We start from the raw sequence: 23,315 nt of genomic DNA on the forward strand, positions 1-23,315 counted from the left end.
TATGTTACCACTTAATTAAAAAACAGGAAAGTAAGGGTGAGAATTATGCGAAAGGTCTTTAAAGGGTTATTTGCTATGTTTCTTAGTACATCGGTTTTATTAGCAGGATGTGCTCAAGAAGAGACAAGTACAAATGAAGCAACAGAGATGCCGAAAGTAAAAGATGAGTTTATTAAAGCGAGTGACAAAGCAAAAAGTCCAGCAAAGGCAAAAGAAAGAAAAGATACTTTTGTAATTGGAATGCCGAGCCCTGGCGGGATATTCCTTCCGCATTTTATGGAGAATGGGTGGGATGGTAATATAACGCAAGCGATCTTTGCGCCTCTTGTTGGGCTGGATAAGGAAGGAAAACCAATCCCAATTCTAGCGAAAAAATGGGATATTTCTCAGGATCAGCTTACATATACGTTCCATTTGAAAGATGATTTAAAGTTTAGCGATGGTTCGCCGTTAACAGCGGATGATGTAGCATTTACATTAACGTTACTACATGATCAGGCATATAGCGGAGCAACTGACATAAGTCAAACAGCAATAAAGGGTGGGCAAGCATATAAGGAAGGAAAAGCAAGCTCTATTGAGGGGATTCAAGTAATCGATCCGAAAACAATTACGATTACAACTGAAAAGGTAAATGCCCAAACATTATCGTTAATTGGTGGAGAAGTTATATCAAAAGCTTATTACGGTAAAGAATATAAGCAAGGGAATTTAGAGTATTTAAAAGAGTTATATGGAAAACCGATGGGAGCAGGAGCTTATAAACTTGATAAATATATTCCAGGTCAAGAAGTTCGTTTTGTAGCAAATGAAAATTATTTTGAAGGTAAACCGAAGATTGGGCACTTTATTTATAAAATTACAAAAGGTGATACGAATTTGCAACAATTTCAAGCGGGAGAAGTAGATTATGATGGTTTCACGACAAATGCGGAAACGATTGAGCAATTAAAAGAGCTAGGTTTCGCTAATATTAATGTGTATATAGGAAGTTCTTACGGCTATATTAAAATGAATTATAAGAAGCCCTACTTTAAAGATAAACGTATACGCCAAGCGTTTATTTACGGATTAGAGCGCCAAAAAGTAATTGATACGTATTTCCAAGGTTATGCTTCACTCGTCAATGTACCAATTACACCAGTCTCTTGGGCGTATACAGAAGAAGGGATCAATAAATACGAATATAATTTAGAAAAAGCAAAGAAATTACTTGATGAAGCAGGGTGGAAAGCTGGGGCAGATGGTATTCGGGAAAAAGATGGCCAGAAATTGAAGGTAAGTTATTTTGCTTCTTCTGCAAGTAAAATCAACGATGTGATGATCCCCGTTATGAAAGAGGATTATAAAAAGATTGGGGTAGATTTCAATCCTGAATACATGGACTTTAATACGATGATTTCCAAGGTAATTAAGGGAGATTATGATTTAGCGATGGTCTCCACACCGATGATTGATGATCCGAGCGGAACAATTGAGGAGTTTGTTTCGACAAGTAAGCGTAATTATGATGGATATTATAATCCGAAGGTAGATGAATTAGCTAAGCAGGCACTAGAAACATTGGATATTGAAAAACGAAAAGAAATCTATAAAAAATTATATCAAGAGTTAAGTGAGGATCCACCTGTTATCTTCTTAAACAATAGTAAAGTCGTGTCTGCACATAATGCACGAATTCAAGGATTACAAGAAGATAACTATAATGGTATTTTGTTAAGTTTACCTAAATTGAATATTGCTCAATAATTTTTGGAGAATTCTCGAAATATTTATATAGAAATAATTGACAAAATATACTGAAAGATATAAGCTAATAACCATAAAGTCTACCGGAAAGGTCGGAATAAGATTGTTACCCCTCAAAAACATCTTTTTTTACGTTCAAAACCGACTTTTCCGATTGGCTATAAATGTTGCTGTGGGAGGCATACATAAGGCAAGCAGTTCATAAAGTGTAATTATTAAAAAAAGTTAGGGTGGGGACAATGAAGAAAAAGACAAAAAAATGGGCTGGTGTATTTTCAGTATTATTGAGTAGTTCGTTTGTGTTATCTGCTTGCGGGGGACAGGAAGATACGGCTTCTACAGAACCAGTTAAACAGCAAGATTTAAAAAATATAAAAATCGAAAAGATTGCTGCTACAGATAAGACGAAAGTACCCGATAAAGCAAAAAATCGAAAAGACACGTTAGTTGTTGGGATTAGTAAACCGGGTGGTGTCTTTTTACCATACTTCCAGCAAAATGGTTGGGATGGAAATGTAACTTCTGTCATTTTTGCGTCGCTTGTATCGACAGATAAACAAGGAAAGCCAACTCCAGAATTAGCTGAGAAGTGGGATGTTTCTTCTGATCAGTTAACATATACATTCCATTTACGTAAAGATTTAAAATTTAGTGATGGTTCGCCATTAACAGCGGATGATGTAGCGTTCACATTGGCGCTTTTACATGATAAGGCATATGAAGGCGAAATAGACATCTCTCAATATGCTGTTAAAGGTGGTAAAGAATATAAAGAAGGAAAAGCAACTTCTATTGAAGGAATTCAAGTTGTTGATCCACAGACAATTAAAATTACGACTGAAAAAGTTAATTCGCAGACACTAACTGCTTTAGGTGGACCGGTGTTATCAAAAGCGTATTATGGAAAAGACTATAAACAAAATACAAGTTTAGATTATTTAAAAGAGTTATATGGAAAACCGATAGCTGCGGGGCCGTATAAATTTGAAAAGTATATTCCAGGTCAAGAAGTTCGTTTTGTAGCAAACGAAAATTATTATGCAGGTAAGCCGAAAATTCCAAACTTCATTTATAAAATTACTGCTGGTGATACAAAACTCCAATTGTTCCAAACAGGCGAAGTTGACTATACTGGCCTAGGTACTGGTGATGAAATTCTTGAACAGGCGAAAGGTTTACAATTCGCGAACATTCAAATCGAAACAGCCGCATCATTTAACTATATTTATATGAATAATAATAAGCCGTACTTAAAAGATAAAAAGGTTCGCCAAGCACTTATTTACGGGTTAGATCGTAAAAAATATGTTGATACAGCATTGAAAGGATACGGTACGGTAGCTAATGTACCAATTCATCCAACTTCTTGGGCTTATACAGAAGAAGGAGTTAATAAATATGAATACGACAAAGAAAAAGCGAAAAAATTATTAGATGAAGCAGGATGGAAAGTTGGTTCGGATGGAGTTCGTGAAAAAGATGGTCAAAAATTAAAGCTTTCTTATTTCGGCCCAAGTTCGGCTAAAGATAGTGATTTATTAATTCCAATTGCAAAAGAGAATTATAAAGAGATAGGTGTAGAATTTAATCCTGAATTTATGGACTTTAATACTATGCTTTCGAAGGTAAATAAAGGTGATTATGATTTAGCTTCTGTTGCTACACCGATTACAACTGATCCGAGTGAAACTGCAGGTGAATATTTATCTGGTGTTAATAAGGAGAGTCTTGGTTATAAAAATGCAAAAGTTGATGAGTTAATTAAAAAAGGTATTGAGACAGTTGATATTGAGAAACGTAAACCTATTTACAAAGAATTGTATAAAGAATTAAGTGATGACCCACCAGTAATTCTATTAAACTACCGTAGAACAATTACAGGATACAACGGGAATATAAAAGGAATTGACCCTGAAAAATACAATAGTATTAGTTCAAACTTACCAGTATTATCTATTGAAAAATAACGATAAGAATGTATAAGTAGAAGACATTTTTTCATTCGGCAAGTAGTGTGCCGTTTTGAAAAAATGTTCTTCTATTTTAAGCATAAGATTGGAGAGAAAAAGGGTGAAAACATATATCATTCGTAGGGTGTTACAAATGATTCCTACACTGTTGGGTACGTCAGTTATTATCTTTTTTTTGTTCGCGCTTCTTCCAGGTGACTATATTGATTCAAATCCAAAGATTACACCGCAAAGAGCTGAGGAACTTAGAGAGCTATATGGTTTAAATAAACCAATTGTTGAGCGTTACTTTCATTGGTTAGGTAATGCATTGCAGGGTGACTTTGGTTTTTCACTTCAATATCAAGAACCTGTAACATCATTATTAAATAAATTCATATGGAATTCGTTTATTGTTGCGATCATTGCATTGTTCTTTATTTGGCTAATTGCACTTATTATCGGTGTGTTTTCAGCGACAAAGCAACATTCCTTATTCGATAAGTTTGTAACAATTGGTGTCTTTGCAGCGATGTCATTCCCTTCATTCTTTATCGGTTTGTTTTTAATTAAAGTGTTTGCGGTTGACTTTAAGTTATTACCGATAGGCGGGATGATTGATGTTGGTAGTAATTCGACTGGGCTTGCTTACGTAATAGAAGTTTCAAAGCATATGGTTTTACCAGTGTTTATTTTAACCCTGCTTGGAGTAGGGTCACTAACTCGCTATTTTAGAACGAGTATGTTAGAAGTTGTACGGCAAGATTACATTCGAACGGCTAGAGCAAAAGGTTTAAAGGAGAAGACTGTTATTTATAAACATGCATTAAAAAATGCAATTTTACCGGCTATTACATTGCTTGCATTTGAGTTACCGGGATTGTTTTCAGGGGCAATTATTATTGAACAAATTTTCAACTGGCCTGGCATCGGTAATATTCAATTAGAGGCACTTAGTTTCCGTGATTATACAGTATTAATGGCATTTACGATGTTTCTTTCTTGTTTGACAATCGTTTCAAATTTTTTAGCGGATGTTGTATATGCAGTTGTTGATCCACGTATTCGGTTGAAGTAAGGGGGGAAAGAGATGGAAACTGTTACAGCAATTACAGAGAAAAAGGCAAAAAAGAAAAGACGGAATGAATCATCGCCGTGGAGGCAAGCTTTTAAAAGGATAAAGAAAAATAAAATGGCACTTATAGGATTTTATGCATTAGTTTTTATGTTTTTATTTTGTTTTATCGGTCCATTCTTTTCACCGTATGCATCAGGAAAAATACAAGTTACGCTAATTAACAAGCCACCTAGTTTTTCTCATTGGCTTGGTACGGATCAATTAGGACGGGATATTTTAACGAGGCTTATGCAAGCAGGACGAATTTCATTAACAATTGGCTTAGCTTCAATGGTTTTATCAGTAATATTAGGAGCTTTATTAGGAGCTATTGCAGGTTTTTATCGCGGTATCGTTGACAATATTATAATGCGTTTTGCAGATGTTTTAATGTCGATGCCAGGATTACCTTTACTTATTATAATGGGAGCTATTTTATCAGAATGGAAAGTACCATCTGATTACCGTCTTTATGTCATCATGATTATTTTAAGTTTAGTAGGTTGGCCAGGACTTGCACGTCTCGTACGAGGTCAAATTTTATCACTTCGAGAACAATCGTTTATGCAAGCTGCTGATGTGCTCGGGATAAAAGATTACCGGAAAATTGTATATCATTTAATCCCAAATGTTTTGCCGATATTAATTGTTGTATCAACATTAGGTGTTGCTGGTTCTATTTTAGGAGAGTCTGCACTAAGTTACTTAGGACTTGGCGTCGTTCCACCTACACCATCTTGGGGAAATATGATTAGCGCAGCAAACTCATTAATCGATTTCCAAAAACGCCCGTGGTTATGGATACCACCTGGTTTTGCAATTTTTATAACAGTTGTATCAATTAATTTACTTGGCGATGCACTTCGTGATGCATTAGATCCAAAGATGAAGCGGTAGGTGAGGAAGCATGAGTAAAGCAGTGGTAGAGCTAAAGGATTTACAAACACATTTTCAGACGGAAGAAGGTACAGTAAAGGCTGTTAATCATGTTAGCTTTTCAGTTCGAGAAGGTGAAACAGTTTGTGTAGTAGGCGAATCAGGTTGCGGGAAAAGTGTGACGGCTTTATCTATTATGGGACTTATTGCTGAATCTGGCGGTATCGTTGGTGGTGATATTCTTTATGAAGGAAAAAGTCTTTTAGGAATGAAAGAGAAAGAGCTTCGTAGTTTACGAGGTAATGACATTGCGATGATTTTCCAAGAACCGATGACATCGCTAAATCCTGTCTTCACCGTAGGCGAACAAATTGTAGAAACGTTAAGAGAGCATGAACTACTTAGTAAAAACGAAGCATACAAAAAGGCAATTGAATTAATTCGTAAAGTTGGTATAGCTCGCGCTGATGAAATTGTCCATTCTTATCCACATGAACTAAGTGGTGGGATGTTACAACGCATTATGATTGCTGTTGCACTTAGTTGTAATCCCAAGTTATTAATTGCAGATGAACCGACAACAGCTCTGGACGTTACGATTCAAGCGCAAATATTAGACTTACTAAGACAAGTAAAAGAGGAATTTAAAACGTCCATTTTATTAATTACACATGATCTAGGTGTTGTAGCGGAAATGGCCGATTACGTTGTCGTTATGTATGGCGGAAAAGTTATTGAAGAGGCACCGGTACTAGAGATATTTCAAAATCCTAAACATCCATATACACAGGGGTTGCTAAAATCAAAACCAGTAATGGGGAAACGAACAGATAAACTTTATTCTATTCCAGGGCAAGTTCCAAATTTAGTTGGCTTAGATGAGTTTTGCTACTTTAGTGGTCGCTGTGAACATTGCATGGAAATATGCAAAAATGAAGCGCCAAATCTTAATGTGCATGACGAGGATCATAAAGTAGCTTGTTGGTTATATGAGGAGCGTGCTGGGCAATGAGTGAACCATTATTAGAAGTGAAGAACTTAAAAACGTATTTTCCGATTAAGGGAGGCGTATTTAGTAGAACGATTGGACATGTGAAAGCGGTAGATGGGGTAAGCTTTACAATTGATAAAGGAGAAGTGTTTGGCCTAGTAGGAGAGTCTGGAAGTGGGAAGACGACGATAGGGAAAACAATTCTCCGTCTCGTTCAAAAAACAGAAGGTGAAGTGAAGTTTAAAGGTCAAGATGTTCATGCTTTATCAAAAGAGGAGCTGAGAAAGCATCGTCCTAATATGCAGCTCGTGTTCCAAGATCCATTTAGCTCATTAAATCCTAGAATGAGAATTGGAGAAGCGCTCGGTGAGCCAATGTTGGCTCATGGGCTAGCGACGAAAGAAAATGTCCGTGAAAAGGTGATAGAAGTATTGGAGTTATGTGGTTTAGCGCCGTATCATATTGACCGGTACCCTCATGAGTTTTCCGGTGGGCAACGTCAACGTATCGTTATCGCAAGGGCGATGGTATTAGATCCAGAATTTATTGTAGCTGATGAGCCTGTTGCGGCATTAGATGTATCTATTCAAGCGCAAATTATTAATTTGTTTAGTGAATTACAGGAGAAAAAGGGATTATCATATTTATTTATTTCACATGATTTAAGTGTTGTGGAGCACTTATGTACGAAAATTGGAATTATGTATTTAGGAACTATTGTGGAAACAGCACCACGTGATGAGTTATTTGCGAATCCGCTTCATCCATATACAAAAGCATTGTTATCGGCAGTGCCAATACCGGATCCAACAGTTAAGCGAGAACGGATTATTCTAGAAGGGGATATTCCAAGTCCGGCAAACCCGCCGTCAGGTTGTCGTTTTCATACACGCTGCCCATTTGCTACGGATATTTGTAAAACGAAAGTACCAGAATTTCGTAATGTAGGTGAAAATCATTTAGTTGCTTGTCACCATGTGTGAAAAAAGGACTCTTTCCAAAAGTGAAAGAGTCCTTTTCTTATTTACTAGATGAAGTTTGTTTCAATACAAATTGCTCGATTGCATGAGCAACACCATGCTCATTGTTTGTTAATGTTACAACGTCACATAGTTTTTTTACATCTTCTTCGGCATTTCCCATTGCAACTGATAAGCCAGCTACTTGTAACATTGGCACATCATTAAAGTTATCACCGATTGCAACAGTATCTTCAATTGGTATATTGAAATAAGCTGCCATTTCTTGTAGGCCGTTCCCTTTATGACCATGCTTATCCATAATTTCTACATTAGTAGGAGCTGATGCGGTAACTGAAATATCCGTATCTTCTTGTAAAGTTTGTAATAGCTGCGAACGATGGGCGGCATTAAATGTCAAAATAAAGAATTTAGATATTTCTAATTCTGGATTATTTACAACATCTTCGATTTTTTGGAAATCAGTAATTAGGTTTGATTTCTTTTGTTTTTCTGTAATTCTTTCAAGTTCTTCAAGTGTAACATCTAGTGTATGCTTGTTTTCTTCGAATGCCTGCATAACCTGATCTTGCCATGTATAAGGAGAGTAAACCCCTTTATTTGTGTACAACTTATATGGAAAACCTTCAGATTCTAGTAACTTTGCAAGCTTGTATACTTTATCATTTTGTAAACAACGCGAGTTAATTACTTTTCCATCCACATAAACGATTGCCCCATTGCTTGCTCCAACTGGAAGAGATAATTTATATTCTTCCAATAATTTCAAAGCATCCTCTTTCGCGCGGCCAGAACAAATCATTACAATATGACCAGCTTCTTTTGCGGTTTGGATAGCTTGTAAGTTCTCTTTGGAGATTTCAAGATTAGATGATAGTAGTGTACCATCCATATCTAGTGCGATTAATTTCAAAATGACCACCTCTTTGTTTCCATTATACATAGTTATATAGAGGAAACATATAAACTTATCTTGGAAAGATAGTATTTTATCCCGCATTAATTGCCAGTAAAAGCCCGATTGGTGAAGGGGAATAATTAGTAGGGAATGGAACTCTCGCTAATTAAAGTTTCACTTTGTTTTGTAACAAAATAGAGATGAATAATATTATATTTCGCTTTATGACCGTAATGTTACACTAGTGTTACAAGTGTGGGCATAGTGGAAAACGCATTAAAACAAGGTTTTTGAGTGTTTATTAAAAAAACGTAAAAAAAGTGTAATAAAATTTACGTAATTATATTGCAACGTAATAATAGTTATGTTACATTAATGTTACAAACGTTACGTAATTAATTTTAATGTAACGGTAACATAAAAAGTATGAACTAATCATTTCTTAGAAATTACATATAGATAACTTATAAAAAAGGAGAATGAATGATATGAACAACGAGCAAGTATTAAACGTAACAAAAGGTGACTTCTTAGGATCAGCAAGCGGAGCGGTAGTATTAACAGCGTTAATCGTATTTCTTTCAAGCGTATTAGTATAATAGAAGTTTTGTAACAAAAATAGGAGAAGGGAGAATGAAAATTATGAACAACGAGCAAGTATTAAACGTAACAAAAGGTGACTTCTTAGGATCAGCAAGCGGAGCGGTAGTATTAACAGCATTAATCGTATTTCTTTCAAGCGTATTAGTATAATAGAAGCTTTGTGACAAAATAGGAGAAGGGAGAATGAAAATTATGAACAACGAGCAAGTATTAAACGTAACAAAAGGTGACTTCTTAGGATCAGCAAGCGGGGCGGTAGTATTAACAGCGTTAATCGTATTTCTTTCAAGCGTATTAGTATAATAGAAGTTTTGTAACAAAAATAGGAGAAGGGAGAATGAAAATTATGAACAACGAGCAAGTATTAAACGTAACAAAAGGTGACTTCTTAGGATCAGCAAGCGGAGCAGTAGTATTAACAGCATTAATCGTATTTCTTTCAAGCGTATTAGTATAATAAAAATTTTGTAACAAAAACAAAAGAAGGGAGAATGAGGAATATGAACAAGGAACAAGTATTACAGGTAACAAAAATGGATATTTTAGTATCAGCAGGTGGAGCAGCAGTGTTGACAGCGTTTATTATATTCCTTACAAATGTATTGGTATGAGACATATAAATACAATCATTCAAAATAAATAAAGACTCTAGCATATTAGTAAGTAGTTAATATGTTGGGGTCTTTTTTGTTTTCTTCTATATATCCCTCCAAGTATTAATAGTTCCCCTTTACTTTAAAGAGAAAAAAGTCGAATTTTATATGTAAGAAAAAAAGAGGAATTTGACAGAAAAGATAGAAAATTTTAAAGGTCAGAATTTGTTAGCTTGCTAACTAATTTCTATTAACGAATGTTGGAAGCGTTTTCGGTTAGGTTTAATTATGGACCATTTAATCTATTTACAGGGGGATGAGGAATTTATGAAACAAAAATCTATGGATACGCTAGCTGCACAAATGGAGGACTTTTTTCCGGTACGCGATGTAGATCATTTGGAATTTTACGTAGGGAATGCAAAGCAATCAAGTTATTATCTTGCGAGAGCATTTGGATTCAAAATTGTAGCTTATTCTGGATTAGAAACAGGAAACCGTGAAAAGGTATCTTATGTTCTTGTGCAAAAAAATATGCGTTTTGTTGTGTCTGGAGCTTTAAGTAGCGATAGCCGTATTGCAGAGTTTGTAAAGACTCATGGTGATGGGGTGAAAGATGTGGCTTTACTTGTTGATGACGTTGATAAAGCCTACTCTGAAGCGGTGAAGCGTGGCGCTGTTGCGATTGCTCCACCTGAGGAGTTAACAGATGAGGACGGTACATTGAAAAAAGCGGTTATTGGTACGTATGGTGATACAATTCACACGCTTGTAGAGCGTAAAAATTATAAAGGAACATTTATGCCAGGATTCCAAAAGGTTGAGTTTAATATTCCATTTGAAGAGTCTGGTTTAATTGCTGTAGACCATGTAGTTGGTAACGTTGAGAAAATGGAAGAGTGGGTTAGTTATTACGAGAATGTTATGGGATTTAAACAAATGATCCATTTCGACGATGATGATATTAGTACAGAGTATTCGGCGTTAATGTCAAAAGTTATGACGAATGGAAGTCGTATTAAGTTCCCTATTAACGAACCAGCAGATGGAAAGAGAAAATCACAAATTCAAGAATATCTTGAATTCTATAATGGAGCGGGTGTACAGCATCTCGCTTTATTAACAAGTGACATTGTAAAAACAATTGAAGTACTTCGTGCGAATGGTGTTGAGTTTTTAGATACGCCGGATACGTATTACGATGAGTTAACTGCGCGAGTGGGGAAAATTGATGAAGAAATTGATAAATTAAAAGAATTGAAGATTCTAGTAGATCGTGATGAAGAAGGTTATCTATTACAAATCTTTACGAAGCCAATTGTAGACCGTCCAACTTTATTTATTGAAATCATCCAACGTAAAGGTTCTCGTGGATTTGGTGAAGGAAACTTTAAAGCATTATTTGAATCAATTGAAAGAGAACAAGAGCGTCGCGGAAACTTATAGAATTTGTATCCACCAGCAAGAGGTCCTTTGCTGGTGGAAATTTCATTTTCATAGGGAGGAATCATGATGAAACTTGTTACATTTCGTCTACCTTCGAAGGAAATGCGAGCTGGATGGCTTGAAGGTGACAAAGTAATTGATATGAATCTTGCTAGTGATGGAAAATTACCTTCTTCGATGTTCGCCTTTTTAGAGAAAGCGGATGAGTATGTAGAAGTAGTACGTAATATTAAGAATCCGGAAAAGGGTATATATTCCTTAGAGGAAGTACAACTCGCTGCGGCTATTCCTAATCCGAGTAGCATTCGAGATTTTTATGCATTTGAACAGCATGTAAAAACAGCCCGAGGACGTAGAGGACTAGATGTTGTACCTGAATGGTATGATATCCCGGTTTTTTATTTTACGAATCATCGTGCTGTTATTGGACCAGATGATTTTGTTATTGGTCCGAAGAAGTCTAAAAAGCTTGATTATGAGTTAGAGATTGCTTGCGTAATTGGGAAAGAAGGACGAAACATTTCTCGTGAGCAAGCAGAGGAGTATATTTTGGGTTACTGCATTATGAACGACTGGAGTGCAAGGGACTTACAAGCAACAGAAATGAAAGTGGGGCTCGGTCCAGCGAAAGGAAAAGATTTTGCAACTTCATTAGGAGCATATCTCGTTACGAAAGAGGAATTAGACGTTTATCGTAACGGTGATCGTTATGATTTAGAGATGACTGCTCATGTAAATGGAAAGATATTATCAAAGGGAAACTTCCAAGATATTTACTATACATTTGCTGAAATGATTGAACGTGCCTCGGAAGACGTTACGTTATATCCAGGAGATGTGATTGGTTCTGGGACAGTAGGAACAGGGTGTATTTTAGAACTCGGTACAGAAGAGTGGCTGCAAGATGGGGATGTTGTAGAACTTACGATTACTGGTTTAGGTACATTACGTAATACGGTCAAAAAAGAAATGGAAGCAGGTGATGGGCATGTATTATCGTCACATGGGGGAGCTACCTCATAAACGACATGTACAATTCCGTAAAAAGGATGGATCGCTTTATCGTGAACAGGTAATGGGAACAAAAGGTTTTTCTGGTACGCAGTCTATTTTGTATCATCATTATATGCCAACGGAAGTAGCGCATGCGGCATTATCGCATTCTTGCCAGTTGCAGTATGAAGAGGATGTTGCTCTTTCTCATCGCCATTTCCGCACGAAAGAAAATAAAAAAACTGGTGATGCAATAAGCGGAAGAAACTTTATGCTTGGGAATGAGGATTTATTAATTGGAGTAGTGAGTCCAACAGAAAAAATGGATTATTTCTACCGTAATGGTGATGGCGATGAAATGTTATTTGTTCATTATGGAACAGGGAAAATTGAGACGATGTTTGGAACGATTCACTATAGAAAAGGTGATTATGTAACGATTCCAATTGGAACGATTTACCGTGTTATTCCAGATGAGGGAGAGACTAAGTTTCTTGTTGTAGAGGCAAATAGCCAAATTACAACACCAAGTCGCTATCGTAATGAATATGGGCAATTGTTAGAGCATAGTCCGTTTTGTGAAAGGGATATTCGTGGTCCGGAAAAATTGGAGACATATGATGACAAAGGTGAGTTTATCGTAATGACCAAGTCGAGAGGGTATATGCATAAACATGTTTTAGGACACCATCCGCTAGATGTTGTTGGATGGGATGGCTATTTATATCCGTGGGTCTTTAATGTGGAGGATTTTGAACCAATTACAGGTCGTATTCATCAGCCACCGCCAGTACATCAGACATTCGAAGGGCATAATTTCGTCATTTGCTCTTTCGTACCGCGTTTATACGATTATCATCCAGAATCTATTCCGGCACCATATTATCATAGTAACGTGAATAGTGATGAAGTACTGTACTATGTAGAAGGAAACTTTATGAGCCGAAAAGGAGTGGAAGAAGGTTCTATTACGCTTCATCCAAGCGGGATTCCGCATGGACCACATCCAGGGAAAACAGAAGCGAGTATAGGGAAGAAAGAGACACTTGAACTGGCTGTTATGATAGATACATTCCGTCCGCTTCGTATTGTAAAACAAGCACATGAGACGGAAGATGAAAAATATATGTATAGCTGGATTGAAGAGGGTTCATATACTGTGAAATAAGTAAAAAGAGGCATGCTCACTAAGGGAGCATGCCTCTTTTATGGAATCGACATGTATAATAATACCAAAAAAATATAGAAAGATATATAGAAAGAATGATAAGGATAGTCCATATTCAGAAGGATTTCTACTTATTTCGACAAAAGTATTGACTGAAAAAAGTGTTATAAGTAAAATAAAAAAGCGAATTAAAAATTTTCAGAAAATTTAAAACTTGGAGGATCATGCTATGAAGCAAATTTTTCAAAAGAAGCCTCTTGCAAAGTTAATGCAAGAAAGTAAGCAAAAGACGTTAGCAAGAACATTGGGCGCACTGGATTTAACTATGCTTGGAATCGGGGCAATTGTTGGAACCGGTATTTTTGTTCTAACGGGCGTGGTAGCAGCGAAACATTCTGGACCAGCTATTATATTATCCTTTGCGATAGCTGCGTTAGCCTGTGCCTTTGCTGCATTTTGTTACGCTGAATTTGCTTCTTCAGTTCCTGTCTCGGGCAGTGTGTATACGTATACGTACGCGACGATGGGGGAAGTATTCGCATTTTTAATTGGATGGGATTTAATGCTTGAGTATTTACTAGCTACCTCTGCTGTAGCAAATGGGTGGTCCGCCTATTTTCAATCTTTATTAAAGGGATTTGGGATTCACATTCCGACTATCCTCTCCTCCGCACCTGGTACAGGAAAGGGTGGAATAATTGATTTACCTGCAGTTCTAATTATTTTAGTTATGACGGCTCTTTTATCTAGAGGTGTTCGTGAAAGTGCACGTGTAAATAATATAATGGTATTTATTAAACTAGCAGTTGTTCTTATCTTTATCTTCGCTGGATTTAATTATGTAAAACCTGAAAACTGGACACCTTTTATGCCATTTGGATTAGATGGTGTAATGGCTGGAGCAGCTACAGTTTTCTTTGCATTCATAGGATTTGATGCAGTTTCAACAGCTGCAGAAGAAGTGAAACGTCCACAACGTGATTTACCAATCGGCATTATCGCATCGTTATTGATTTGTACTGTTCTTTATATCGTTGTTTCACTTATTTTGACGGGGATTGTTCCATACGGACAGCTAAATATATCAGATCCAGTTGCCTTTGCACTTCAATTTATTGGACAAGATAGTTTAGCGGGAGTAATTTCAGTAGGAGCAATCACAGGAATTACAACTGTAATGTTAGTTATGATGTATGGACAAGTTCGTGTTTCATATGCAATGAGCAGAGATGGATTGTTGCCGAAGCGTCTTGCTAAAGTTCATCCGAAATTTAAAACACCATTTTTAAATACATGGACAACAGGTATTATCGCAGCGCTTATTTCAGGATTAATAGATTTAAATGTTTTAGCACACCTTGTAAATATGGGGACTTTGTCAGCCTTTGCACTTGTAGCTGTTGCTGTCATTGTGATGAGAAGAACTCACCCTGATTTACCAAGGGCGTTTAAGGCGCCGCTCGTACCATTTTTACCAGCGTTAACGGTAATTTTTTGTTTATACTTAATGCTTCAGTTATCCGGCACAGCTTGGATTAGTTTTGGTGTATGGATGGTCATCGGCATAGCAGTTTACTTTTTATATAGCCGAAAGCATAGTGCTCTAAATAATAGTAAAAAAGAAGAAGATGTAGCAAATTTATAAGTGGAAAAATCCATTCTAATTCTGTTAGAATGGATTTTTTATTTTGAAAATTTACATTTTTCTGAAACTGTTATAAGATAATTGTTGGTTAATTAAGGGGGTGGAAGTATGAAAAATACATGGCGTGAGTTAAGGGCGATGGATCGTAACGTATGGATTCGGTTTATCGGTGAGACATTGAACGGAATTGCGATGATGATGTTAATGCCTTTTTTTGCACTATATTTAAAAGATAAGGTAGATTCTTTATTACAAGTTGGAATCATTATGGCGCTTTCTCCAATAGCTGCAAGTTTTGGCTCGCTTATAGGCGGAAGAATTGCCGATATATATGGAAGAAAGCCAATTATGATATTTTCGATGGCGAGTAATGCATTACTAATGCTCGGTTTTTTATTTATAGAAGGGTTTATTCCATATGCCATTTTATCTATTTTTTTAGGGTTAAGTAATTCGCTATTTCACCCAGCGGCATCAGCGATGGTTGCAGATGTGACGGCGCCAGAAAAAAGAACAGAAGCATATGGTTTATTGCGGATGGGACACAATATTGGTGCTGCAATTGGACCGATAATGGGAGCATCAGTAGTTGTTTTATCAAAGAACCTCGTGTTTATTATTGCTTCATCCGCTATGTTGTTTTATGCACTACTAGTGTTAGTACTTATTAAAGAAACAATGCCAAAAATTACGGATATGACGGAAAAAAATAAAGAGAAGGAATCCGGAGCAGTTTGGAAAATTTTAATGAGAGATAAGGCGTTAATGATTTATTTGTTAGCGGGGATCATTATTTCTATGGGGTTCTCTCAAACAGAAGGCATGTTGCCGCTGCACTTTGATAACGAAATGAAGGATATTTTTGGAGTCAATAATCCATACCCATATTTAATGGCATTAAATGGTCTATTAGTTGTTTTATTTCAATTTCAAATTTCAAAATGGGCGACAGATAAACCTGTCGGAAAGACGATGTTATACGGTGCGTGTTTGTTCGGAATTGGTTTGTTTTTTATAGGGTGGTTACCGAAGTGGTTTGGAGAATTTGATACAAATGCTACAATTATTTTAATGACATTAATGTTTGTTTATGCCATATATACGTTAGGTGAGATGATTATGTCGCCTGTACAGATGACGTTTGTAGCGAATTTGGCCCCTGAGCATTTGAGAGGAACCTATATGGGGGCGGCGAGTTTGCAGTGGATTACAGGAAGCGCATTCGGTCCACTTCTTGGTGGTTTTCTATTGGATCGTTTGCTTGGTCACTACTTATTTACAATTTTAAGTGTAGGGTGTGTAGTTGCAGGCTTTGTATATGTTTCTTTAGATCGTCTTGTTGAGCAGAGGCAAAAAGATACGTTTACAAAACAGTCTTCTTAATGAAATGAAACTTTAATCAGTGTTTTTTCATTCTCCACAAATGGTAGGGTAATATAGATGACATACACAAAAAGTGGATTTCTACATATTTTAGGTACATAACCAGATTAGATAGCAATCTTACTGTAAAGTTTAATTTTGTTTAGGTGTGTAGAAAATTAAAGAGGAAAAGTGCAGAAAACCAATAAGTGGTGTCTTTTAATTATTTGTGGAAGTTACATTTTATTTCAAATAGGAACTACCTATTTTTATAAAAAGTGCTAAAATAGAAAAATGAAAACAATTGGTTAGGGTGATTTCAGTGACAAAAATTAAATTAGGTTTATTATACGGTGGAAAATCAGCTGAGCATCAGGTTTCGTTACAAACGGCTCTTGCTGCTATTAAAGCATTAAATCAAGATAAATTCGAGATTCATCCAATTTATATTACAGAACAAGGCCAATGGATGCGTGGAGAGCGTATTGAAGGCGAAGTAACAAATGTTGAGGCATTACAAATGAGTGGGGAAGAAAATACGATTTCTCCTGTATCATTAAGTACAGAAATTATTCCAACTGCAAATTCTAAACAAGAAGATGTAATTGATGTTATTTTCCCATTATTACATGGACCAAATGGTGAAGATGGAACAGTACAAGGGTTATTAGAATTACTAAACATTCCATATGTAGGTAACGGTGTATTAGCATCATCTGCTGGGATGGATAAAGTCGTTATGAAAAATATCTTTGCAGAAGCTGGTTTAAAACAAGCGAAATATGCATCTTTCATTCGTAGCGCATGGGAAAAAGATCGTGAAACAGCGTATGAAAAAGTAGAAGAAGTATTAGGATATCCTTGCTTCGTAAAACCAGCAAACCTTGGTTCAAGTGTTGGTATTAATAAGTGTAAAGATCGTGAAGAGCTTGAGAATGCATTCGAAGAGGCATTCCAATTTGACCGCAAAATTATTGTAGAAGAAAATATTGTTGGGCGTGAAGTAGAAGTTGGTGTATTAGGTAATGATGAGCCAAAATGTTCAGTTGTAGGTGAAATCGTACCGAAAAAGGACTTCTATGATTATAAGTCGAAATACATCGATGGTGATACAGCACTAATTATTCCAGCTGAAATGACAGAAGAAGAGTCTGATGTAATTAAGCGAGATGCAATTGTTGCATTCCAATCATTAGATGGTGCTGGCTTAACACGAGCTGATTTCTTCTTAACGAAAGACGGAGAAGTATATATTAACGAAGTGAACACAATGCCAGGATTTACGCCGTTTAGTATGTTCCCTCTATTATGGCAGCATACTGGATTGCCGTATCCAGAATTAATTGAAGAGCTAATTCATTTAGCAATTGAGCGTCACGAAGAAAAACAAAAAATTAAATATACAATCTAACAAAAAAGGAGGAAGCACTATTCGAAGGAATAGTGCTTCCTCTATGTAAGGAGTGTTTCTATATGATAAACCGAACGTTAAAACAAGTAGAACAGATGATAAATGGTACTGGATTAGCAAAGCGGTATGAGGGAATTACTATAAAAGGAGTTTCTATTGATACGAGAAAAATTGAAAAGGGAAACTTATATGTTCCGATTCAAGGTGAACGTTTCGATGGACATGCCTTTGTGGATAAAGCTGTTGAAAGTGGAGCTGTTGCTACATTGTGGATGAAAGGTGTAGCAAATCCGCCTGAGAATCTTCCTGTTATTTTTGTAGAGGATACGCTATCAGCGTTACAAATGCTAGCGAAAAACTATCGCGATCAACTGGATGTTAAAGTTGTTGGTGTAACAGGTAGTAACGGTAAAACGTCTACGAAAGATATTGTAACGAGTCTTCTTGCAACTAAATTTAAAGTTCAAAAAACAGAAGGTAATTTCAATAATCATATCGGTTTACCTCTTACTATTTTAAACCTAGAAGAAAATACAGAAGTAGCTGTATTAGAAATGGGTATGTCAAGCCGCGGAGAAATTGAATTCCTATCTAAGTTAGCTCGTCCTAATGCAGCTATTATCACGAATATTGGTGAGGCGCATTTAATGGATTTAGGCTCTCGTGAGGCAATTGCAGAAGCGAAGTTAGAAATTGTTACAGGCTTACAAGAAGGTGGAGTATTCGTATACAATGGAGATGAGCCATTATTGACGAATCGTGTTCCAGAAATGAATTTAGTAGCTGAAACAGTTACATTTGGTGATGCGAGAGCAAACGATTATTATCCAACGACTGTAACATTACAGGCAACTGGAACTCATTTTAAAATGAATAGAGAAGAAAATATTTCATTCTATATACCAGTGTTAGGGAAACATAATGTGTATAATACACTTGCTTCAATGGCAATTGCGAAACATTTTGGTGTGACATGGGAGGAAATGAAACAAGGTTTAGTAACACTTCAAATGACAGGTATGCGTATGGAAATTGTAAAAACGGATAGTGGATTAACAATTATCAATGATGCTTATAATGCGAGTCCGACTGCTATGGAAGCGGCATTCCATTTAATGAACGGTTTAGATGATTTTGCTCAAAAAATCGTCGTGCTTGGTGATATGTTAGAGCTTGGAGACCAAGAAGTTCAATTTCATTATGAGGTAGGTAAATTAATTGACCCAGCAAAAATCTCATATGTATTCACATATGGTAGACTAGGGGCTCAAATTGCTGAAGGAGCGGAAATTAATTTCCCTAGTGAACGTGTAAAGGCGTATGATAATAAAGAAGAGCTTGTAAAAGATTTACAAGCGGTAGTTGGTAATAAAGACGTTGTATTAGTTAAAGCATCTCGTGGTATGAAATTAGAAGAAGTTATTACGATGTTGAAATAATTGGTGTATATAAACAGGAATGATAGTCACGGAAATAGAAGAAACTTATAATAAGCGCTTACAGAGAATGTTAAAAAATAAAAGTGAAGAAAAAAGCTCTGAATATGAAAATAAGGTAACAGTTGGGTTTGCTTTTTGCACATACAAAACTTATAATTGATAAAGTGTAATAACGTTTAGAAGTATTTTCGTGTAGAAATACGCCCGTTTATATACGTGAGCATTCAGGAAAAGGGCTTTTCCGCCAATTCGGAAAATGCCTTTTTTTAAATGATAAGTATAGGATAGAAAAGGAGAAGTAACATTGACAACATTTCGAGAATTAGGATTAAGTGAATCTTTATTGCAATCTGTTGAAAGTATGGGCTTTGAAGAGGCTACGCCGATTCAAGCTGAAACAATCCCACATGCATTGCAAGGTAAAGATATTATTGGGCAAGCGCAAACAGGTACAGGGAAAACAGCAGCATTTGGATTACCGCTATTAGATAAAGTAGATACTCGTAAAGAGGCAGTTCAAGGTATTGTTATCGCGCCAACGCGTGAATTAGCAATCCAAGTTGGAGAAGAGCTATACAAAATTGGTAAACATAAACGTGTTCGTATTTTACCAATTTACGGTGGTCAAGATATTAACCGCCAAATTCGTGCTCTAAAAAAACACCCACACATTATTGTTGGTACGCCGGGTCGTATTTTAGATCATATTAACCGTAAAACACTTCGCCTGCAAAACGTTGAGACTGTTGTTCTTGATGAAGCGGATGAAATGTTAAACATGGGCTTCATTGAAGATATTGAAGCGATTTTAACAGATGTGCCAGAAACACATCAAACATTATTATTCTCAGCGACAATGCCAGATCCAATCCGTCGTATTGCTGAGCGCTTCATGACTGAGCCTCAACACATTAAAGTAAAAGCAAAAGAAGTAACAATGCCAAACATTCAGCAGTTCTATTTAGAAGTGCAAGAAAAGAAAAAGTTTGACGTATTAACACGCTTACTAGATATTCAATCTCCAGAGCTTGCAATCGTATTCGGTCGTACAAAGCGTCGTGTTGATGAATTATCAGAAGCATTAAACTTACGTGGTTATGCAGCAGAAGGTATTCATGGTGATTTAACACAAGCGAAACGTATGTCTGTATTACGTAAATTTAAAGAAGGTGCTATTGAAGTTCTTGTTGCAACGGACGTTGCTGCACGTGGTCTTGATATTTCAGGCGTAACACACGTATACAACTTCGATATCCCACAAGATCCAGAATCATACGTTCACCGTATTGGTCGTACTGGCCGTGCAGGTAAAAAAGGTATTGCAATGTTATTTGTAACACCACGTGAATCAGGACAATTAAAAAATATCGAGCGTACAACAAAACGTAAGGTTGACCGTATGGAAGCACCGACACTTGACGAGGCATTAGAAGGTCAACAACGTTTAATCGCTGAAAAACTTCAAAGCACAATTGAAAATGATAACTTATCATACTACAAGCGTATTGCAGAAGAAATGTTAGAAGAGAATGACTCTGTAACAGTAGTAGCTGCTGCTTTAAAAATGATGACAAAAGAGCCAGATACAACACCAATCGCTTTAACATCAGAACCACCAGTTGTTTCAAGAGGTGGCGGTTCTAAAAAACGCGGTGGTAACGGAGGCGGATACCGTGATGGTAACCGTAATCGTAGTCGTGATGGACGCAGTGGCGATGGTCGTAACCGTGACCGTAACCGTGATGGACGCAGTGGCGATGGTCGTAACCGTGATCGCAATCGTGATGGTGGTAGCCGTGATGGCAACCGTGGTCGTAGAGGTGAAGGTCAAGGTCGCCCTGGATCTTCTTCAAATGGACGCGGCGAAAGAAAACATCATAGCCGTCCACAAGCTTAATAAAAAAGAGAATGCCCTTTGTTGGCATTCTCTTTTTTTATTTCTATAATTGTACATACTACATAATAACTTATGTAGAAAAGAGGTACTATATGCTTGTAAGGCTCGGGTATGTTGCGATGAGTGTGCATTTGAAGAACGCATCTCCATCTCAAACGATGACATATGCACAGTTTCAGAGGATTGATGATCGAGAGGCTGCGATTCGTAAACTCGAAAGAATCGCTAATTCGAATTTGGAAAATTGCTTGCGGTTATTAAAGCATAATAAGGGACATGATATATCTTTCTTTCGACTTAGTTCTAAGCTTATTCCTTTAGCAAATCATGAGGAGTTATTAGAGTGGAACTATATTCGTCCATTAAAAGAAAGTTTAAAAGTGCTAGGTGAATACGCAATTCGTATGAATATGCGAATTGATTTCCATCCGGATCACTTTGTTGTACTAAATTCACCTGAGGAGAGTATTTTTAAGCAATCCGTAAAGACATTGCAGATGCACAAAAAATTATTAAAGGGTATGGGAATTGAACATAAACAGAGATGTGTATTACATGTGGGAGGAGGTTATAACGATAAAGAACTTGCATTAGAACGTTTTATAGAAAATTGGTCAAGTGTTCCAAGAGGTATTCAAGAGATGATTATATTAGAAAATGATGACACGACTTTTTCTTTAGGAGAAACATTGTATTTAGGAGAGAAATTAGATATTCCAGTCGTGTTTGATTTGCATCATCATATGATGAATAATGATCAGGAAGATTGGCATGAAGATTGGGCACGTGTTGTGCATACGTGGGAATCGTCTTTGTTACCAGTTAAAATGCATATTTCTAGTCCTAGAGATGAAAAAGATCCGAGAGCACATGCGGATTTTATTGATGTAGATACTTTCTTATCTTTTTTGAAAAAGATAAAGGGGAGTGTTCCGCAAATTGATTGTATGATTGAGGCGAAGAAGAAGGATGAGTCTTTATTTCAATTAATGAGAGAGTTAAGTAAACAAACAGAGGTGGAAATTATCGATGGTGCGAGCTTTTACATTAAATAAGCTCAGCACCATCGAATTTTTTTGTTAAAAAAGGAGTTAAAATACCACCAATTATCAATCCTGTTAAATGGCTTATAGGATTGGCAGAAGGATTAAAGAAAGTAAATAGCAGTAATAGAAGTATCATGATTGAAAAAATAGCAATTTCTTTTGGGTTTGAAGAGCGATATCGACTGTACAATAAAAATAATTGTGCACCTAGTAATCCAAAAATACCACCAGATGCTCCGGCGTGAATATAGTCAAGAGGCATAATAATATAAGAAGAAATATTTCCGATAATGCCAGAAAGGAAAAAAATAATGATGAAAGAAAAATGTCCTAGTTGTTTTTCGATAGAAGAACCAAGAACAAATAAAAAAATGCTATTGGAAAGAAAATGTTGTAAGTCTACGTGTACAAGTAGGGAAGTTATGACACGCCACCATTCTCCTTTAGCGATATATTCATTGTAGGCTGCCATGTGTAAGAGGGAAAAGTCGCTCAATATAATCATGACTAATTGTATAAGAAGTAAAGAGAGGATGACTGGTTGTAATAGCATACGAGTAGATGGTATTAGCATGTTGTTAGTATCACTCCTTTTGCATCAGAAAGATTCTCTGTTATTCTTACAATATGAATGCAGAAAGCTAAATAGAAGAAGGGGATTTTGAAATGATTGTAGGGATTGGAATCGATATTATTGAATTGAATCGAATTGAAAAAATGCTAGATGGAAAGCTTAAATTTATGGAACGTATTTTAACTGAAAGTGAACGTAATGTTGCCAAGAAGCTGAAAGGAAGTCGTCTTACAGAATTTGTGGCAGGAAGATTTGCAGCAAAAGAAGCGTATTCTAAGGCGGTAGGGACTGGAATTGGGAAAGAAGTTAGTTTTTTAGATATAGAAGTAAGGAATGATGATAGAGGTAAACCGATTCTTATTGCAAATACAGAGCATATTGTTCATTTATCAATTAGCCATAGTAAAGAATTTGCTGTTAGCCAAGTTGTTTTAGAAAGCTCGTCACGCTAGTCTGCATATTTTATATCTTTGTCTCATATATTTGAGGTAGCGATAAGGAAGGCATATCTTCCATTCATTTATAGGGGCAAAGGGGCTGAAGTGATGAAAAGGCGTCTGTTTTTAGTTCTCATCGGT

23 protein-coding genes are annotated in these 23,315 nt (G+C 36.4%); 21 read left to right on the forward strand and 2 right to left on the reverse strand.

The window, feature by feature from the left end:
* Positions 1–45 precede the first annotated feature (45 nt).
* From LUS72_RS01250 to LUS72_RS01275, 6 genes are all read left to right on the forward strand, one after another.
* On the forward strand, positions 46–1,749 hold the full coding sequence (locus LUS72_RS01250) for an ABC transporter substrate-binding protein (RefSeq protein ID WP_264448507.1): 1,704 nt from the start codon (positions 46–48) through the stop codon (positions 1,747–1,749).
* A 239-nt stretch (positions 1,750–1,988) separates the two neighbouring features.
* Positions 1,989–3,716: an ABC transporter substrate-binding protein gene (locus LUS72_RS01255; protein WP_097831220.1), complete on the forward strand. Its 1,728-nt coding sequence runs from the start codon at positions 1,989–1,991 to the stop codon at positions 3,714–3,716.
* A gap of 103 nt (positions 3,717–3,819) precedes the next feature.
* Positions 3,820–4,776 carry an ABC transporter permease gene (locus tag LUS72_RS01260; protein WP_141533375.1) on the forward strand — a complete coding sequence of 319 codons (957 nt, stop codon included), beginning with the start codon at positions 3,820–3,822 and terminating at the stop codon, positions 4,774–4,776.
* 12 nt (positions 4,777–4,788) lie between these two features.
* The gene (gene opp4C / locus LUS72_RS01265; protein ID WP_097831221.1) at positions 4,789–5,712 is read left to right on the forward strand and encodes an oligopeptide ABC transporter permease; all 924 of its coding nucleotides are present in this window, start codon (positions 4,789–4,791) and stop codon (positions 5,710–5,712) included.
* Positions 5,713–5,722: 10 nt separating this feature from the next.
* The gene (locus LUS72_RS01270; RefSeq protein ID WP_097831222.1) at positions 5,723–6,703 is read left to right on the forward strand and encodes an ABC transporter ATP-binding protein; all 981 of its coding nucleotides are present in this window, start codon (positions 5,723–5,725) and stop codon (positions 6,701–6,703) included.
* Entirely contained in the window at positions 6,700–7,665 is a 966-nt protein-coding gene (locus LUS72_RS01275; protein WP_264448508.1) for an ABC transporter ATP-binding protein, read from the forward strand. The genes LUS72_RS01270 and LUS72_RS01275 overlap by 4 nt, the downstream gene beginning before the upstream one ends.
* Before the next feature lie 37 nt (positions 7,666–7,702).
* Here the strand turns inward: LUS72_RS01275 and LUS72_RS01280 are convergent, their stop codons facing one another.
* Entirely contained in the window at positions 7,703–8,575 is an 873-nt protein-coding gene (locus LUS72_RS01280; RefSeq protein ID WP_000766416.1) for a Cof-type HAD-IIB family hydrolase, read from the reverse strand.
* 473 nt (positions 8,576–9,048) lie between these two features.
* Here LUS72_RS01280 and LUS72_RS01285 point away from each other — a divergent pair, with 473 nt between their 5' ends.
* The 14 genes from LUS72_RS01285 (at position 9,049) to uvsE (ending at position 22,172) form a co-directional block, all read left to right on the forward strand.
* The gene (locus tag LUS72_RS01285; RefSeq protein WP_001058532.1) at positions 9,049–9,159 is read left to right on the forward strand and encodes a DUF3948 family protein; all 111 of its coding nucleotides are present in this window, start codon (positions 9,049–9,051) and stop codon (positions 9,157–9,159) included.
* A gap of 34 nt (positions 9,160–9,193) precedes the next feature.
* Entirely contained in the window at positions 9,194–9,313 is a 120-nt protein-coding gene (locus LUS72_RS01290; protein ID WP_002074222.1) for a DUF3948 family protein, read from the forward strand.
* Between the two features lie 33 nt (positions 9,314–9,346).
* The gene (locus LUS72_RS01295; RefSeq protein WP_002074222.1) at positions 9,347–9,466 is read left to right on the forward strand and encodes a DUF3948 family protein; all 120 of its coding nucleotides are present in this window, start codon (positions 9,347–9,349) and stop codon (positions 9,464–9,466) included.
* 34 nt (positions 9,467–9,500) lie between these two features.
* Positions 9,501–9,620 carry a DUF3948 family protein gene (locus LUS72_RS01300; RefSeq protein WP_002074222.1) on the forward strand — a complete coding sequence of 40 codons (120 nt, stop codon included), beginning with the start codon at positions 9,501–9,503 and terminating at the stop codon, positions 9,618–9,620.
* A gap of 43 nt (positions 9,621–9,663) precedes the next feature.
* Positions 9,664–9,774, forward strand: a complete 111-nt coding sequence (locus LUS72_RS01305) for a DUF3948 family protein (RefSeq protein WP_002113412.1) — start codon at positions 9,664–9,666, stop codon at positions 9,772–9,774.
* A gap of 309 nt (positions 9,775–10,083) precedes the next feature.
* Positions 10,084–11,202 (forward strand): 4-hydroxyphenylpyruvate dioxygenase, encoded by a 1,119-nt coding sequence (gene hppD / locus LUS72_RS01310; RefSeq protein ID WP_097831066.1) that lies wholly within the window; start codon positions 10,084–10,086, stop codon positions 11,200–11,202.
* 66 nt (positions 11,203–11,268) lie between these two features.
* Positions 11,269–12,225, forward strand: coding sequence for a fumarylacetoacetate hydrolase family protein (locus tag LUS72_RS01315; protein ID WP_097831065.1), 957 nt, complete (start codon positions 11,269–11,271; stop codon positions 12,223–12,225).
* Entirely contained in the window at positions 12,191–13,363 is a 1,173-nt protein-coding gene (locus LUS72_RS01320; RefSeq protein ID WP_097831064.1) for a homogentisate 1,2-dioxygenase, read from the forward strand. Before LUS72_RS01315 ends, LUS72_RS01320 begins: the two co-directional genes overlap by 35 nt.
* A 229-nt stretch (positions 13,364–13,592) precedes the next feature.
* Complete coding sequence (locus tag LUS72_RS01325) at positions 13,593–15,008, forward strand: branched-chain amino acid transporter BcaP (protein WP_097831063.1); 1,416 nt, start codon at positions 13,593–13,595, stop codon at positions 15,006–15,008.
* Between the two features lie 108 nt (positions 15,009–15,116).
* On the forward strand, positions 15,117–16,391 hold the full coding sequence (locus tag LUS72_RS01330) for an MDR family MFS transporter (RefSeq protein ID WP_097831062.1): 1,275 nt from the start codon (positions 15,117–15,119) through the stop codon (positions 16,389–16,391).
* A gap of 301 nt (positions 16,392–16,692) precedes the next feature.
* Positions 16,693–17,781 carry a D-alanine--D-alanine ligase gene (locus LUS72_RS01335; RefSeq protein ID WP_097831061.1) on the forward strand — a complete coding sequence of 363 codons (1,089 nt, stop codon included), beginning with the start codon at positions 16,693–16,695 and terminating at the stop codon, positions 17,779–17,781.
* A 62-nt stretch (positions 17,782–17,843) separates the two neighbouring features.
* Positions 17,844–19,220, forward strand: a complete 1,377-nt coding sequence (gene murF, locus LUS72_RS01340; protein ID WP_097831060.1) for a UDP-N-acetylmuramoyl-tripeptide--D-alanyl-D-alanine ligase — start codon at positions 17,844–17,846, stop codon at positions 19,218–19,220.
* A 304-nt stretch (positions 19,221–19,524) separates the two neighbouring features.
* A complete protein-coding gene (locus LUS72_RS01345) occupies positions 19,525–21,117 on the forward strand; it encodes a degradosome RNA helicase CshA (RefSeq protein ID WP_000206606.1) in 1,593 nt (530 codons plus the stop codon).
* A gap of 92 nt (positions 21,118–21,209) precedes the next feature.
* Positions 21,210–22,172, forward strand: a complete 963-nt coding sequence (gene uvsE, locus LUS72_RS01350; RefSeq protein ID WP_097831059.1) for a UV DNA damage repair endonuclease UvsE — start codon at positions 21,210–21,212, stop codon at positions 22,170–22,172.
* Here the strand turns inward: uvsE and LUS72_RS01355 are convergent.
* Positions 22,165–22,737, reverse strand: a complete 573-nt coding sequence (locus LUS72_RS01355) for a rhomboid family intramembrane serine protease (protein WP_097831058.1) — start codon at positions 22,735–22,737, stop codon at positions 22,165–22,167. The genes uvsE and LUS72_RS01355 overlap by 8 nt on opposite strands.
* Positions 22,738–22,829: 92 nt before the next feature.
* Here LUS72_RS01355 and acpS point away from each other — a divergent pair, with 92 nt between their 5' ends.
* Positions 22,830–23,189, forward strand: a complete 360-nt coding sequence (gene acpS, locus LUS72_RS01360) for a holo-ACP synthase (protein WP_097831057.1) — start codon at positions 22,830–22,832, stop codon at positions 23,187–23,189.
* Positions 23,190–23,315 lie beyond the last annotated feature (126 nt).

It is taken from the genome of Bacillus cereus (assembly GCF_025917685.1).
Lineage (GTDB): Bacteria > Bacillota > Bacilli > Bacillales > Bacillaceae_G > Bacillus_A > Bacillus_A cereus_AT.